13 protein-coding genes are annotated in these 13,876 nt (G+C 59.4%); 9 read left to right on the forward strand and 4 right to left on the reverse strand.

Annotated features, from left to right (window positions below; translation table 11 throughout):
- Positions 1 to 42: 42 nt before the first annotated feature.
- From ACP7C6_RS12990 to ACP7C6_RS13000, 3 genes are all read right to left on the reverse strand, one after another.
- Complete coding sequence (locus ACP7C6_RS12990; RefSeq protein ID WP_426108834.1) at positions 43 to 933, reverse strand: pseudouridine synthase; 891 nt, start codon at positions 931 to 933, stop codon at positions 43 to 45.
- 73 nt (positions 934 to 1,006) lie between these two features.
- Positions 1,007 to 1,342, reverse strand: a complete 336-nt coding sequence (locus tag ACP7C6_RS12995) for a hypothetical protein (RefSeq protein ID WP_028615675.1) — start codon at positions 1,340 to 1,342, stop codon at positions 1,007 to 1,009.
- A 73-nt stretch (positions 1,343 to 1,415) separates the two neighbouring features.
- The gene (locus tag ACP7C6_RS13000) at positions 1,416 to 1,652 is read right to left on the reverse strand and encodes a glutaredoxin family protein (RefSeq protein WP_426108835.1); all 237 of its coding nucleotides are present in this window, start codon (positions 1,650 to 1,652) and stop codon (positions 1,416 to 1,418) included.
- Positions 1,653 to 1,798: 146 nt separating this feature from the next.
- Between ACP7C6_RS13000 and ACP7C6_RS13005 the strand changes: the two genes are divergently transcribed.
- Complete coding sequence (locus ACP7C6_RS13005) at positions 1,799 to 3,523, forward strand: cation:proton antiporter (RefSeq protein WP_084651046.1); 1,725 nt, start codon at positions 1,799 to 1,801, stop codon at positions 3,521 to 3,523.
- Here ACP7C6_RS13005 and ACP7C6_RS13010 read toward each other — a convergent pair.
- The gene (locus ACP7C6_RS13010) at positions 3,510 to 4,718 is read right to left on the reverse strand and encodes an ammonium transporter (RefSeq protein WP_028615672.1); all 1,209 of its coding nucleotides are present in this window, start codon (positions 4,716 to 4,718) and stop codon (positions 3,510 to 3,512) included. The genes ACP7C6_RS13005 and ACP7C6_RS13010 overlap by 14 nt on opposite strands.
- 341 nt (positions 4,719 to 5,059) lie before the next feature.
- Between ACP7C6_RS13010 and ACP7C6_RS13015 the strand changes: the two genes are divergently transcribed.
- The 8 genes from ACP7C6_RS13015 (at position 5,060) to ACP7C6_RS13050 (ending at position 13,851) form a co-directional block, all read left to right on the forward strand.
- On the forward strand, positions 5,060 to 5,374 hold the full coding sequence (locus tag ACP7C6_RS13015) for a DUF883 family protein (RefSeq protein ID WP_010211812.1): 315 nt from the start codon (positions 5,060 to 5,062) through the stop codon (positions 5,372 to 5,374).
- 2 nt (positions 5,375 to 5,376) lie between these two features.
- Complete coding sequence (locus ACP7C6_RS13020) at positions 5,377 to 5,760, forward strand: phage holin family protein (RefSeq protein ID WP_012723020.1); 384 nt, start codon at positions 5,377 to 5,379, stop codon at positions 5,758 to 5,760.
- Positions 5,757 to 6,098, forward strand: coding sequence for a hypothetical protein (locus tag ACP7C6_RS13025; protein WP_028615671.1), 342 nt, complete (start codon positions 5,757 to 5,759; stop codon positions 6,096 to 6,098). Before ACP7C6_RS13020 ends, ACP7C6_RS13025 begins: the two co-directional genes overlap by 4 nt.
- Before the next feature lie 92 nt (positions 6,099 to 6,190).
- Positions 6,191 to 7,354: an EAL domain-containing protein gene (locus tag ACP7C6_RS13030; RefSeq protein WP_028615670.1), complete on the forward strand. Its 1,164-nt coding sequence runs from the start codon at positions 6,191 to 6,193 to the stop codon at positions 7,352 to 7,354.
- A 71-nt stretch (positions 7,355 to 7,425) separates the two neighbouring features.
- Positions 7,426 to 8,757, forward strand: a complete 1,332-nt coding sequence (locus tag ACP7C6_RS13035) for a deoxyguanosinetriphosphate triphosphohydrolase (RefSeq protein ID WP_028615669.1) — start codon at positions 7,426 to 7,428, stop codon at positions 8,755 to 8,757.
- Between the two features lie 172 nt (positions 8,758 to 8,929).
- Positions 8,930 to 9,331: a response regulator gene (locus tag ACP7C6_RS13040; RefSeq protein WP_236318046.1), complete on the forward strand. Its 402-nt coding sequence runs from the start codon at positions 8,930 to 8,932 to the stop codon at positions 9,329 to 9,331.
- A 249-nt stretch (positions 9,332 to 9,580) separates the two neighbouring features.
- Entirely contained in the window at positions 9,581 to 10,207 is a 627-nt protein-coding gene (locus tag ACP7C6_RS13045) for a response regulator transcription factor (RefSeq protein WP_028615667.1), read from the forward strand.
- An 8-nt stretch (positions 10,208 to 10,215) separates the two neighbouring features.
- On the forward strand, positions 10,216 to 13,851 hold the full coding sequence (locus ACP7C6_RS13050; RefSeq protein ID WP_068935744.1) for a transporter substrate-binding domain-containing protein: 3,636 nt from the start codon (positions 10,216 to 10,218) through the stop codon (positions 13,849 to 13,851).
- Positions 13,852 to 13,876 lie beyond the last annotated feature (25 nt).

Consider the following 13,876-nt stretch of genomic DNA (forward strand, 5'->3'; position numbering starts at 1 on the left):
CCAACAAGGCCCGCCTCGCGCGGGCCTTGTCGTTTCTGGCGGTTACCAGTCGAGGGTGATCTGGCTGCGGAAACTGCGTTCTTCACCCGTAACCGGGTCGATGAACCGCACCCCCTGGGCGAGCAGTTTGAGGGGGTTGGCGTAGTCGTCTACCGCGTCCTTGATCACGTCGGGGTAGAACGGGTCGTTGCAAATACTCGCGCCGAGGGCGCTCATGTGCACACGCAACTGGTGCTTCTTGCCGGTCACCGGGAACAGGCCGTAGCGCCACAGATCGCCGTTTTTCTCGCGCACCTCCACCGCCGTTTCGGTGTTGGCGGTGCCAGGGCCTTCCTGCATGCGAAAGAACGGCTCGCCATCGACCAGTCGGCTTTTATGCTCCCTGGGAAAGGTCAGGTCAGGCAACGCTGGGGCGATGGCTTCGTAGAATTTATCGATCTGACGCGTGGGAAACAGTTGCTGATACGCGGAACGACTGGCCGGATTGACCGAAAACAGTACCAGCCCCGCCGTGTGCCGGTCGATGCGGTGCAAGGGCACCAGTGAGGGATTATCCAGCCGACGAATCAGGCGGCGCAGCAGGGTTTGCTCGACGTACTCGCCTGCCGGAGTCACCGGCAGAAAGTGTGGTTTATCGGCGACCAGCAGATGCTCGTCGGCATACAGAATGGTTTCCTGCACCGGGATGACTTTCTCATTCGGCACTTCGCGGAAGTAATAAATGCACAGGCCTTCCTTGTAGCCAAGGTCCAGCCTGATCGGGTTGCCGTTGATATCCAGCACCCGCCCCCGGGCGATGCGGTCCAGCCAGTGTTCGCGGCTGATCGCCGGGAAGTGCTCGCACAGACAATCCAGCACTGTCGCCCAAGGGCCGGGCGGCAGATACAAGGTGCTGGCTTGGTGCTGGGACGCGGAAAAACCGGAGGTGGACATGAAATGCTCAAAGCCTTTGACCTAACAGGCGGGCATTATCCCGCATTGCGCGGGATTGAGCCTAGGGCGGATCTCAGGCCTTGGCCAACTCTGCCCGCAGAATCTTCGAGGCACTGGCGGCCTCGGTGAACTCCTTGAGCCAACGCAACACGTCAACCGCTTCCCAGCGGCCCGGATCGTACAACGCGTACAACAAGCCCTGGTAACCCACCACATCCAACTGCTTGTGGTAACCGGCGCGCTGGAACAGCGCCTCGATCTCGGCGAAGCAGGTATTGAAATGCACTTTGTTAAACGGCGTCTTGCCTTCCGTGACCAAGCCATCGAGGCGCAGCTCGTTCACCGCGTCGCGCACGACGTTGGCGGACATGCGATTGACGCTGCTTTTCAGTTGTTCGACATTCACCACGGGCGTTCCCTCAATTCAATCGCTGTACAAACATACAGTAACTTAATATTTGGAAACCTGCCATCGCATAAACCTAACGAAGGAAGGCAACAACCTGTTGTGTGTCGAATGGCCAATCCAGTTCCGCCCCGGTGTCTATTCGGCGAAGTACCGGAATCCGCAGGCCGTAGGCATCGGTCAGGTCCTCGGGATCGGTGATGTCCACCAATTCCACCAGCAACCCGTGTTCGACGAGCGGCATGATTTCGACTTCGGCAATCTCACACAGGTGGCAACCCACGGTGCCGAACAACTGGCATTCAGGAAGCATGACGAATGGACCTGATCAGAAAACAGGCACACATTCTAAGCCCGGTGACCGCCGAAGCCCACTCTATAAACCCTGACTCAGGTCACCATGGCCTATAACTGTTTCAGCGATTCTCGCGGCTTTTTGCCTGCCCACCTGCAACGGAGATGCGTGTGTTTGCCAACCTGCTGATTATCCTGGCCTCATCCTTGGTGGTGATTGCGCTGTTTCGTCGCCTGCAATTGCCACCCGTGCTGGGCTACCTGTGCGTCGGCCTGGCCGTGGGGCCCACTGCATTGGATTGGGTGAATGACAGCGAAGAACTGCCCGACCTGGCCGAACTGGGCGTGGTGTTCCTGCTGTTTTCCCTGGGCCTGGAGTTTTCCCTGACCAAGATGCTTGCCTTGCGCCGTGTGGTGTTTGGCCTGGGCAGCTTGCAGGTGCTGGGCTGCGGCGTGTTGCTGGGACTTTTGTTGATGGTCCTGGGGGTGGCGCCTGGGATCGCATTATTGCTGGGTGCAGGACTGGCACTGTCGTCTACAGCCATCGTCAGCAAGGAGCTGACCAGCCTCGGGGAAATCTTCAGTAGCCATGGCCAGAACGCGATTGGCGTGTTGCTGTTCCAGGATGTGGTGGCAGTATTGCTGCTGACCCTGGTGCCGGTGTTCGCTGGCACTGGCGAGCAAGCCTGGTATTGGGCGCTGCCCCTGACACTGGGCAAGACCGTGGTGCTGTTTGTCGGCCTGCTATTGGCCAGTCGCTGGTTGTTGCCGCGCCTGTTTCATGAAGTGGCCGCCTCCCATTCAGCGGAGCTGTTCGTGCTGCTGGCACTGGTGATTGTGTTGTTGACCGCCTGGCTCACTCACCTGCTAGGGCTCTCCCCGGCTCTGGGGGCCTTCCTGGCCGGCATGCTGCTGGGCGAAAGCCACTACCGCCACCAGATCGAGGCGGATATCCGGCCATTTCGCGACATCCTGCTGGGGTTGTTTTTTGTCAGCATCGGCATGCTGATCGACCTGCAATTGTTTGTCAGCCATAGCCTGCTGATCCTCGGGCTAACGCTAACGCTGATGCTGGTCAAAGGTTGTGTGGTCGCCGTGCTGGTCAAGTTGCGCGGCAGCGACAGTGAAACCGCCTGGCGCAGCGGCCTGGCCCTGGCCCAGGGCGGCGAGTTCTGCTTTGCGTTGATGGCACAGATGCAGCAGAGCCGGTTGATACCTGACGAATTCAACGGCTTGCTGCTCGCGGCCACCTTTTGCTCGATGTTGCTCACACCGCTGCTGTTGCGCGCCGCACCCGGCATCGCCCTGCGGCTGCATCGCAAGCCCAACCAGCAGGTGCAGTTGGAAGAAATCACCGCGCTCAACGCTGAGTTGCGCGGGCACGCGGTGATTTGTGGCTATGGACGCGTCGGCCAATCCATCGGACGTTTTCTGCGCAAAGAGCAACAGGTGTTCATTGCATTGGACGACGACCCGGAACGCGTGCAGGAAGCCGCCACCGAAGACAGCAGCGTGCATTACGGCGATTGTCGGCGTGGCGCATTGCTCAGCGCAGTAGGCCTGGAACGTGCGCGACTGGTGGTAATTGCGGTGGACAACACCGATGTCGCACTGGTGGTGTTGAAGGAAGCGCGTCGGATCAACGCCGACGTGCCGATCCTGGTGCGCACCCGCGATGACAGCCAGTTAGCTGAACTGAAAGCCGCGGGCGCCAGTGAAGTAGTGCCCGAGTTGCTGGAGTCGAGCCTGATGCTCGCCTCCCACGCCCTGATCCTGCTGGGCCTGCCGGACCAACAGGTGCAGGCGCGGGTGGATGAAGTGCGGCAGAACCGCTATCGCCTGCTGCACGGTTTTTATCGGCAGGTAGACGAGCCGATCAATCCTGACTGACCGCGCCGATCTTGTGGATCGACAGATCCGCGCCGTAATACTCCTGCTCCTGGCTCAAGCGCAGCCCGGTGACGCGCTTGATCACGCCATACACCAACAGGCCGCCGGCCAGCGCCACCAGCACGCCGAGGGCGGTGCCGATCAACTGGCTGATCAGGCTCACGCCGCCCAGGCCACCCAGGGCGGTCTGGCCAAATATGCCGCAGGCGATGCCGCCCCACACTCCGCACAGACCGTGCAGGGGCCACACACCCAGCACATCGTCGATCTTCCAGCGGTCTTGGGCCGCAATAAAAAACCACACAAACAGGCCACCAGCGATGGCACCCGTGACCAGCGCGCCTACCGGGTGCATCAGGTCGGAGCCGGCGCAAATCGCCACCAACCCGGCCAACGGGCCGTTGTGCAGGAAGCCTGGGTCGTTGCGGCCGATGATCAGGGCCGCAACCGTACCTCCGACCATGGCCATCAGCGAGTTGACGGCGACCAGGCCGCTGACGCCGTTCAACGTCTGCGCGCTCATCACGTTGAAGCCGAACCAGCCGACGATCAGGATCCACGACCCCAACGCCAGGAATGGAATGCTCGACGGTGCAAACGCCACCAGGCGCCCTTCTCGATAACGCCCGTTGCGCGGGCCCAGCAGCAACACCGCCGCCAACGCCAGCCATCCCCCCATGGCGTGCACCACCACGGAACCCGCGAAGTCATGGAAGCTGGCGCCAAAGGTCGCGAGCAACCAGGCCTGCAGACCAAAATTGCCGTTCCACACCATGCCTTCGAAAAACGGATAGATAAACGCCACGATCAACGCGGTCGCGCAGAGCTGTGGAGCAAACCTTGCACGCTCGGCAATGCCCCCGGAAATGATCGCCGGGATCGCCGCCGCAAAGGTCAGCAGGAAGAAAAACTTCACCAGGCCATAGCCGTGATCGGCGCTGATCACCGCCGCCGGTTGCATGAAGCTCACGCCATAAGAGATCCAATAGCCTATAAAGAAATAGGCCAGAGTGGAGATGGCGAAGTCGCTGAGGATCTTCGACAAGGCGTTGACCTGATTCTTCTGGCGCACCGTACCGACTTCGAGGAAGGCGAAGCCGGCGTGCATGGCCAGGACCATGACCGCGCCGATCAGGATAAACAGGGTATTGGAACTATGGACGAGGGTGTCCACTGCACTTTGCACATTTTCCATGGAGATTGGCAGGCCTGCGATAAAGGCAAAAAGCACCAAAGCGGTTCAAGCCTCAATTGCGCGCACTAAATTGGCACCGCCGGCCCCACCCCTCTTTAGAGGGCGTGAACCGCTTTAGCGCAGCGATCAACACAACAGGCCGTTGCCGATAGGGTTTTTCCGCGAATTTCAGTTATTTAGGGTAAGGTTTTTCAAGGCTTCCTGCCTGACCGCCCAGATTCAGCGCACGCCTTCGGGCCTGCGCACCAAGGCAAAGCAAAAGCTGTACCACACAATTGCACTGAACCTTCACCGAAGCCGGTGACTCGAAACCTACAGATCAGCCAATCACGGAGATAACCATGGCCAGAAGAACTGCAAAGACTGCTCAAGAAATACTGATGGCGGATTTTCAAACCCTGGTCAGCGACACCGAAAAGTTGCTGGATGACACCAAGGTGCTGGCGGGTGACCAAGCTGACGAGCTGCGCAGCAAGATCCACGAAAGCCTGCTCAAGGCTCGCGAAACCCTGCAACTGACCGAAGATTCCCTGCGCGAACGCGGTCAGGCGGCGGTCACTGCGACCGAAGATTATGTGCAGGCCAACCCTTGGCAGTCGGTGGGCATTGCTGCCGGCGTGGGCTTTCTGATCGGCCTGCTGGCCACAAGGCGCTAATCATGTCTATCGGCGAAACGGGCTCGTCCACGGGCACCACCTCAAGACGTCTGGGCGCGGCCGTGCTGGGCTTGCTGCATAGCCACGTCGAATTGTTTGGCATTGAATTGCAGGAACAGAAAGCCCGCACCGTCAGCCTGTTGCTGTTTGCCGGCCTGGCGCTAGTGTTTGCGCTGTTGTTGCTGGTGGGGCTGTCGACCCTGGTGATGATCCTGGTGTGGGACACCGGCTACCGACTGACCGGGATCATCTGCCTCTGCGTGTTCTACAGCTTGGCCGCCGCGTTCTGCGGGGTGCGCTTGAAGGCGGCGGTGTTCGATGAATCCACGCCGTTCCACGCCACCCTCGAAGAGCTGGCCAATGACCGGGAGCGCCTGCTGCCATGAGCATCACTGAAATCCCGCAAACCACTTCCCGCCGGGAAATGCGCAAGGCGTTGATCCGCCTGCGCATGGAAATGCACCGTCAGGAGATCCGCCACGAGTCCCAGCAACTGATGCTGCCCCTGAACAAGGTGCGCAACCTGGGGAGCAACTGGCAAGACAGCCTGGGCATCAAGCACGCGCCGCTGTGGGGCGTGGCCGCGGTGACGCTGATGGGTTTCTTTACCGGCAAAGGCGCCAAGGGCGGCGGCATCAGCAGCCTGACGCGCCTGGTGCGCCTCGGCGCCGGCTTGATCCCACTGATCAAACTGGCCATGCAGGGCTCTTCGCGTAAAAGTTGAGCCTGGCTGGCTGCATTCTTGCTAACAGAATCGGCCCGGCCCTCGTTTTCGAGGGCCGGGCCTTTTTTCGCCACCGTTCTTAAGGAGGCCCCGTGATCGACGGGCAACCGCTCGCCTGCTTCCAGCCGTTTATCGACACCGCCACCGGCCGCATTGCCGGCGTCGAGGCCCTGGGCCGTCTGCGCCAGGCTGACGGCCGCCTGCAATCCGTGGGCCCGCTGTTCGCTGACCCGCGCACGCCGGGCGTAACCTTGCGCCGGCTCGACCGGCAGATTCGCGACAACGCGCTGAGCCGCTTGCACGAAGCGCCCGAAGACTGGTTCTTGAGCCTGAACATCTCGCCGCGTTGGATCAATCGGCTGCGTCCAGGTCAAGCCCTGCCAAGCCTGAAACAGATCCACCACCATGGCGTCGACCCGCAGCGCATTGTGTTCGAGATCACCGAACTAGGTGGCGACATCCGGCGCCTGGCAGACGTGGTGGCGCGCTACCGCGAAGCCGGTGCGCGCATCGCCATCGACGACTTTGGCGCCGGCTATTCCCAGCTCGACCGGGTGCTGGCGTTGCAGCCGGATATCCTCAAGCTGGACATGCGCCTGTTCCAGGACGCCGCGCGTGGTGGGCCGAGCAGTGAAGTGGTGCGAGCCCTGGCGCAGATGGCCGAGAAGACCGGCTGCTGGATCATTGCCGAAGGCGTGGAAACCGAGGCCCAGTTGAGCTTCGCCCTGGAGTGCGGCTCGCGCTATGTGCAGGGCTATCTGTTTGCCCAGGCGCAGTTGGACTGGTTCGCCGCCGAGGCCTTCGTGCCGCGTTTCGCCCAGTTGCGCACAACCTACGTCCAGCAGAAGCTGGCGGAACGCGGGCGCGTCATGCAACTGCGCCAACAATTGGCCGAACTGATGAAGATCCTGCAAACCTGGGCCCAGGGGCAATCGCCGCTGAACCAACTGCCGCAACTGCCGGCGTTTCCCTGGCTGCTGCGCTTCTATCAGTGCGACCGGCATGGCACCCAACTCACACCGAACTTCGAGTGGCGCCAGGACGCGTGGCAATCCGACAGCCGCTACCTGGGTCACAACTGGTCGTGGCGCCCGTACTTCTATCATCTGCTGGCCGAGGGCTGGGAAGAGCGCCGCCTGACCCTGTCCTCGACCTACCGCGACGCCACCACCAACCAGTATTGCCTCACCGCCGGACAATTCTTCGATAACGGTCAGCGCTTACTGTTAATCGATATCGATGCGGCCGGGCTGTAGATTTTCGCTTGCCCAGGCCGCGCTGAACCGGGAAGCTGGGAGGGTCATTCACCGCACGGAGAGTACCCGCCTTGGATTGGCCCACCCTGTTGACTCGCGAACGTCTTGGCAAACCGCTGCACAGCCCGGAAGAACTGGGGCGTAGCCCGTTTCACAAAGACCATGACCGTATTATCTTCTCCGGCGCGTTTCGTCGCCTGGGCCGCAAGACCCAAGTGCACCCGGTCTCCAGCAACGACCATATTCACACGCGTCTGACCCATTCCCTGGAAGTGAGCTGCGTGGGTCGCTCCCTCGGTATGCGCGTCGGCGAAACCCTGCGCAGCGCCCTGCCCGACTGGTGCGACCCGAGCGACCTGGGCATGGTGGTGCAGTCGGCCTGCCTGGCCCATGACATCGGCAACCCACCATTCGGGCACTCCGGCGAAGACGCCATCCGCCACTGGTTCCAACAAGCAGCAGGACGTGGCTGGCTGGATGACATGAGCAGCGCCGAGCGCAATGACTTCCTGAACTTCGAAGGCAACGCCCAGGGCTTTCGGGTGCTGACCCAGCTTGAGTACCACCAGTTCGACGGCGGCACCCGGCTGACCTACGCCACCCTGGGCACCTACCTGAAATACCCCTGGACTGCCCGGCACGCCGACTCCCTGGGTTACAAGAAGCACAAGTTCGGCTGCTACCAGAGCGAACTGCCAATCCTCGAGCAGATCGCCCACAAGCTCGGCCTGCCGCAACTCGAAGAGCAACGCTGGGCCCGGCACCCGCTGGTGTATCTGATGGAGGCGGCAGATGACATCTGCTACGCCCTGATCGACCTGGAAGACGGCCTGGAAATGGAGTTGCTGGAGTACGCCGAAGTCGAGTCGCTGCTGCTCAACCTGGTGGGCGATGACCTACCCCAGACCTATCGTCAACTCGGCGCCCAGGACTCGCGCCGACGCAAGCTGGCGATCTTGCGTGGCAAGGCCATCGAACATTTGACCAACGCCGCAGCGAGCGCCTTCGTCGAGCAACAGGACGCCTTGCTCGCCGGCACACTGCCCGGCGACCTGGTTGAACACATGCATGGCCCAGCCAAGCGCTGTGTGCTGGATGCCAAAGACATGGCGCGCAAGAAGATCTTCCAGGACAAGCGCAAGACCTTGCATGAGATTGGCGCCTACACCACCCTGGAAATTCTCTTGAATGCGTTCTGCGGTGCGGCACTGGAGCAGCATGGCGGACGCACGCCGTCGTTCAAGAACCGACGTATTCTCGATCTGCTGGGCAACAACGCGCCGAACCCCGAATGGCCGTTGCACACTTCGTTCCTGCGCATGATCGACTTCATCGCTGGCATGACCGACAGCTATGCAACCGAAATGGCGCGGGAAATGACCGGGCGTTCCAGCCCTCAATAACGAACACGATCAAGCTGCCTGCCCCTTAATGGAGAATCGACCTACGACGGTAACAGAGCAGCCTGATCGAATTCGCACAACCACCCGATGAATAATCACGCACGCTCTGGGCGATCCGGGCCAACTGTTCCTACACGCCCTCCCTCGATGCTTGACTCACCGTGTGGCCCCAATGCCCAGTTACCCGCTCCGTATCCTGCTGGTTGAGGATCATCCGTTTCAACTCCTCGCCACCCAATGCCTGCTCAGAAGCTTCGGGTTCGCACTACTGACTCCGGCCGAAAGCGCCGAGCAGGCAATCTGCTTGATGTCGCAGGCCGAAGTGCCCTTCGACATTATCTTGTGTGACCAATGCCTACCCGACTTACCGGGGCTCGAACTGATTGAAATCGCCAGTCGCCGACGCCTTACCACGACCGCCATCCTGTTGAGTGGTTTACCGGTGACAGAACTTGCCGGCCTGATAACCCAAGCCATGGAACGTGGCCTGCCTCTACTCGGTTATTTATCAAAACCGCTGAACAAGGAAGAGTTTGCGCACTTGCTCCGTCCACTCTTCAAATTAAAAATGTAGGAATTAAACATCATGTGCAGACGAAATATGACTGCAAAGAGCCAGTTAAATCCACAACGGCAGCCTCTAGCTTGTTCACGTCCAAAGCCGTGAGGTAGCGCTTCACTAAGCCTCGCAAACTAGTAGGCCGTTACCTTTTTTGATGTAGGACTTTTCCTGTTTTATATCTACTCAGCCCTTGACTCATGCTCCTCCCTCCTCTTCTGAGCTAATGTGCCCGCTTTATTTGCACTTGTACGGAATGTGATCATGAACTCAGTTTTTATTATCGATGACCACCCGGTTATACGGCTCGCCATTCGAATGTTATTGGAGCACGAAGGCTACAAAGTAGTGGGCGAAACAGATAACGGGTGCGACGCCATACAAATGGTCCGCGAATGCCTGCCTGACCTGATTATTCTGGATATCAGCATCCCCAAGCTGGATGGGCTCGAGGTGCTCTGCCGCTTCAATGCCATGAACACGCCGATGAAAACCCTGATCCTGACAGCCCAGTCACCGACCCTGTTCGCTACACGCTGCATGCGCTCCGGCGCGGACGGGTACGTGTGCAAGGAAGGCGACCTGAGTGAATTGCTGAGCGCCATTCGCGCGGTATTATCCGGCTACAACTATTTTCCCAGCCAGGCACTGAATACCAATGGTGCAGACGGCGTGGAATCCCAAGAACTTGAATTATTCAAAACCGTCAATGACCGGGAACTCATGGTCTTGCAACTTTTTGCACAAGGGCGAACCAACAAGGAAATTGCCAAAGGCATGTTTTTAAGTAACAAAACAGTAAGCACTTATAAAAAAAGGCTGATGCAGAAACTTCAAGCCAAATCCTTGGTAGAACTTATCGAGATGGCAAAACGAAACGCGCTAGTGTGAGAAAGCGGATGCCCAGGCGTATAAAGGACTATCTGATTACATTAAGTGCCGGCTTGTGCTTCAGCGCCGTCGTACTTGCGAACCAGCCGACGGGCTCGGAACATTTCTCCTTGTTGAGCCGTGCAGGCTCGGTTCAACTGGAAACCCACCTGAACAAGGCTCAACGCCAATGGTTGCAAAACAAGCGCGCGTTGGTGCTGGGCACTGCGGCGCCTGATTATCCCCCTTTCGACCTCACCTCCAGCGGTCGCGACTATGAGGGGATCACCGCCGATTACGCCGGCCTGCTGGCCAAGGCGCTGGCCTTGCCGGTGAAAGTCTTGCGCTACCCCTCCCGAGAGGCCGCGATCCGCGCGCTTGAAGCGGGAGATATCGATTTGCTGGGATCTTCCAACGGTTTTGAGGCGGAAAACCCGAACCTCACGTTGTCCGAGCCCTACGCAGTGGACCAGCCGGTCCTGGTCACCCGCGAAGGTGAGACCCGCAGCCTGAACAATGGGTTGGCCGGGATGCGCCTGGCGCTGGTCTACCACTACCTGCCGCTGAGCGAGGTGGAAAAGCTGTACCCCGAGGCGATCATCCGCATCTACCCTTCTTATCAAAATGCCTTGAATGCGGTGGCATTCGACCAGGCGGATGTGTTCCTGGGCGATACCATTTCCACCCATTACATGATCAACAAGGGCTACCTGAAGAACATCCGCATGGCCAATTTCGGCAAGCATGAGGCCTATGGATTCAGCTTTGCCATGCCCCAGCACCAGCAGACGCTGTTGAGTATTGTCGACGCCGTGCTGACGGCCGTGCCCACCAGCGAACGGGAAGCGATCGCCAAACGTTGGAGCGCTGGCAGCGATATCCTGCTGACTGACCAGAAGCTGCAATTGACCGCGCGTGAGGAGCGCTGGCTGAAGGACCACCCGGTGGTCAAGGTGACCGTGAACGAAACCTTCGCGCCACTGACGTTCTTCGATGCCGACGGCAACTTTCGCGGCATCACCGCTGACTTGCTGGAACTGGTTCGCCTGCGTACAGGGTTACGTTTCGAGATCCAGCGTGAGCGCGTCGTTCAGTCAATGATCGAACAGGTCGACGCCGGCAAGGCAGACATCATCGGCGCTATCATTCCCACCGCCGAACGGGAGGCCCAGTTAAACTTCAGTCGCCCCTATCTGGAAAACTCCTACGTGATGTTGACACGCAAGGAAAACCAGGCACCAACCAGTCTGGAGGGAATGGAAGGCAGACGTGTGGCCGTCACCCAAGGCAGCCCAATGGCAAGGTTCCTGCGCGAGAACTTACCAACGATTCAATTGGTGGAAACAGGCGACAATTTCAAGGCCGCCGAGTTGTTGGTGCAAGGGCAGGTCGACGGCGCGGTAAACAGCTTGGTGATCGCCAACTATTACCTCTCTTCCTCCATTTTTCAGGATAAGGTCCAGATCAGCTTCAGTATCGGCACGATGCCCGCTACCTATTCACTGGCTACCTCGCGCAACGCCACCGAACTCAGCTCAATTCTCGACAAGGCCATGTTGAGTATCGCTCCGGATGAATTGGGCATCATCAACAGTCGCTGGCGAGGTTATACGGCAGCCTCCGATAGCTACTGGCGCAACTATCACCAATTGATCGCCCGTATCATCATCGGCACCGGGCTTTTACTGTTGATATCCCTGAGCTGGAACGCCTACATGCGCCGCCAGATCAAGCACCGCAAGATGGCCGAGCGCGCCCTCAGTGACCAATTCGAGTTCATGCGTGCGCTGGTCAATGAAACCCCACACCCGATCTATGTACGTGACCGCAAAGGCCTGTTGCAGACCTGCAACGACAGCTACTTGCAGGTGTTCAACGTCAAGCGCGAAGACGTGATCGGCAAAAACGCCCTCCAGATGAGCACGGCCCTTGAAACCGACGCGACGCAGTACCATGCCGATTACCAGCGGGTGATGGCTGAGGGCAACCCGCTGATCCTGGACCGCACCCTGCATATCCAGGGGAAGAAACTGACGATCTACCACTGGATCCTGCCCTACCGTGACTCTACCGGGGAAGTGCAAGGCATCATTGGCGGCTGGATCGACATCAGCGAACGACGCCAGCTGTTCGATGAAATCCGCGCCGCCAAAGAACGCGCCGATGAAGCCAATCGAGCCAAAAGCACGTTCCTCGCCACCATGAGTCATGAAATTCGCACGCCGATGAACGCAGTGATCGGCATGCTCGAACTGACGCTCAAGCGAGCCGATCAGGGCCATCTTGATCGCCCCGCTATCGAGGTGGCATACAACTCGGCCAAGGACCTGCTAGAGCTGATCGGCGATATCCTCGACATCGCACGCATCGAGTCAGGCCGCCTAAGCCTTGCGCCGGAGCGTGTCAATCTGCGAGAAGTGATCGAGTCGGTGGTGCGTGTTTTCGATGGCCTGGCACGTCAGAAAACCCTCAGCCTGTCCCTTGAGTTCCTACCTGACCTGGATAACACCGAGGTCCTGATCGACCCGCTGCGCTTCAAGCAAGTACTGTCGAACCTGGTCAGCAACGCGATCAAGTTCACCGAGCGCGGCCAGGTGAAAATCAAGGTGCAGGTATTGCCTACCGATTTGGCGCAGCAGGTCGAGATGAAACTGGTGGTCGAGGATACCGGGATAGGCATCAGCCGGGATGATCAGTTGCGCCTGTTCGAACCCTTTGCCCAAGCCGACAACTCCGGACAACTGGCCAGGAGTGGCGCAGGCCTGGGGCTAGTGATCTGCCGCAGTCTTTGCGCAATGATGGGTGGGCAGTTAAGCCTGAGCAGCGTGCCCATGGTGGGCACCCAGGCGCATGTCAGCCTCAACATGACCCGCCTGCAGCCGGAACAGCCAGCGGCTGAGCAGAAACCCGAGGCGCCCGTAGTGGCGCCCGTACTCAACGTGCTGGTGGTGGACGACCACCCCGCAAACCGACTGCTGATGTGTCAGCAACTAGGCTACCTGGGACATCAGTTCACCGCCGCCCAGAATGGTGCCGCCGGGTTCCAGGCCTGGCGCCAGGAACACTTCGATTTGGTGATCGCCGACTGCAACATGCCCATCATGAATGGCTACGAGCTGAGTCGCACGATTCGCGAGTTCGAACAACGCGAGCAACTGGCGTCCTGTGTGGTACTGGGTTTTACCGCCAATGCCCAACCTGAAGAGAAGCAACGCTGCGCCGAAGCAGGCATGAACGACTGCCTGTTCAAACCGATCAGCCTCACGGCACTGGAACGGCAACTGGCGAAGATCGCCCCGCAAGCCACTGACCTGCACCTGGACCTTGGCAACTTCGAGGCGCTGACCGGCGGCGACCCGCAGTTGAGCTGGCGTTTACTGCAAGAACTGTTGAGCAGCAGTCAGCACGATCGCCAGGAAATGACGGCGCTGATCAGCGCTCACGCCCCGCTTCAGGAGATCACCGAACAGGCTCACAAAATCAAGGGCGCTGCACGCATTGTCCAGGCAGGTCCCCTTGCCAGGCAGTGCGAAACCCTTGAACAGGCGTGTACCCGCGGCGATGACTGGGCGTTGATCGAAGCCGGCGCGAAATCCCTGGAAAAGCTCATGCTGGAATTGGAGAGGTTGCTGAAAATGCAACTTCACGGTCTGAAGGGACAGTAGAGGGGCGGGAACCGCCCCTCCCATG

Origin of the sequence: Pseudomonas sp. TWR1-1-4 (assembly GCF_049897165.1) — a bacterium.
Classification (GTDB): Bacteria; Pseudomonadota; Gammaproteobacteria; order Pseudomonadales; family Pseudomonadaceae; genus Aquipseudomonas; species Aquipseudomonas canadensis.

Bases quoted from the DNA above. Each gene is read 5' to 3' on its own strand.
- ACP7C6_RS13045 (WP_028615667.1), top strand. From the start codon at position 9,581: ATGAACTCAGTTTTTATTATCGATGACCACCCGGTTATACGGCTCGCC.
- ACP7C6_RS13025 (WP_028615671.1), top strand. From the start codon at position 5,757: ATGAGCATCACTGAAATCCCGCAAACCACTTCCCGCCGGGAAATGCGC.
- ACP7C6_RS13005 (WP_084651046.1), top strand. From the start codon at position 1,799: ATGCGTGTGTTTGCCAACCTGCTGATTATCCTGGCCTCATCCTTGGTG.
- ACP7C6_RS13050 (WP_068935744.1), top strand. From the start codon at position 10,216: ATGCCCAGGCGTATAAAGGACTATCTGATTACATTAAGTGCCGGCTTG.
- ACP7C6_RS13015 (WP_010211812.1), top strand. From the start codon at position 5,060: ATGGCCAGAAGAACTGCAAAGACTGCTCAAGAAATACTGATGGCGGAT.
- ACP7C6_RS12990 (WP_426108834.1), bottom strand. From the start codon at position 933: ATGTCCACCTCCGGTTTTTCCGCGTCCCAGCACCAAGCCAGCACCTTG.
- ACP7C6_RS13020 (WP_012723020.1), top strand. From the start codon at position 5,377: ATGTCTATCGGCGAAACGGGCTCGTCCACGGGCACCACCTCAAGACGT.
- ACP7C6_RS13010 (WP_028615672.1), bottom strand. From the start codon at position 4,718: ATGGAAAATGTGCAAAGTGCAGTGGACACCCTCGTCCATAGTTCCAAT.
- ACP7C6_RS13040 (WP_236318046.1), top strand. From the start codon at position 8,930: ATGCCCAGTTACCCGCTCCGTATCCTGCTGGTTGAGGATCATCCGTTT.
- ACP7C6_RS13000 (WP_426108835.1), bottom strand. From the start codon at position 1,652: ATGCTTCCTGAATGCCAGTTGTTCGGCACCGTGGGTTGCCACCTGTGT.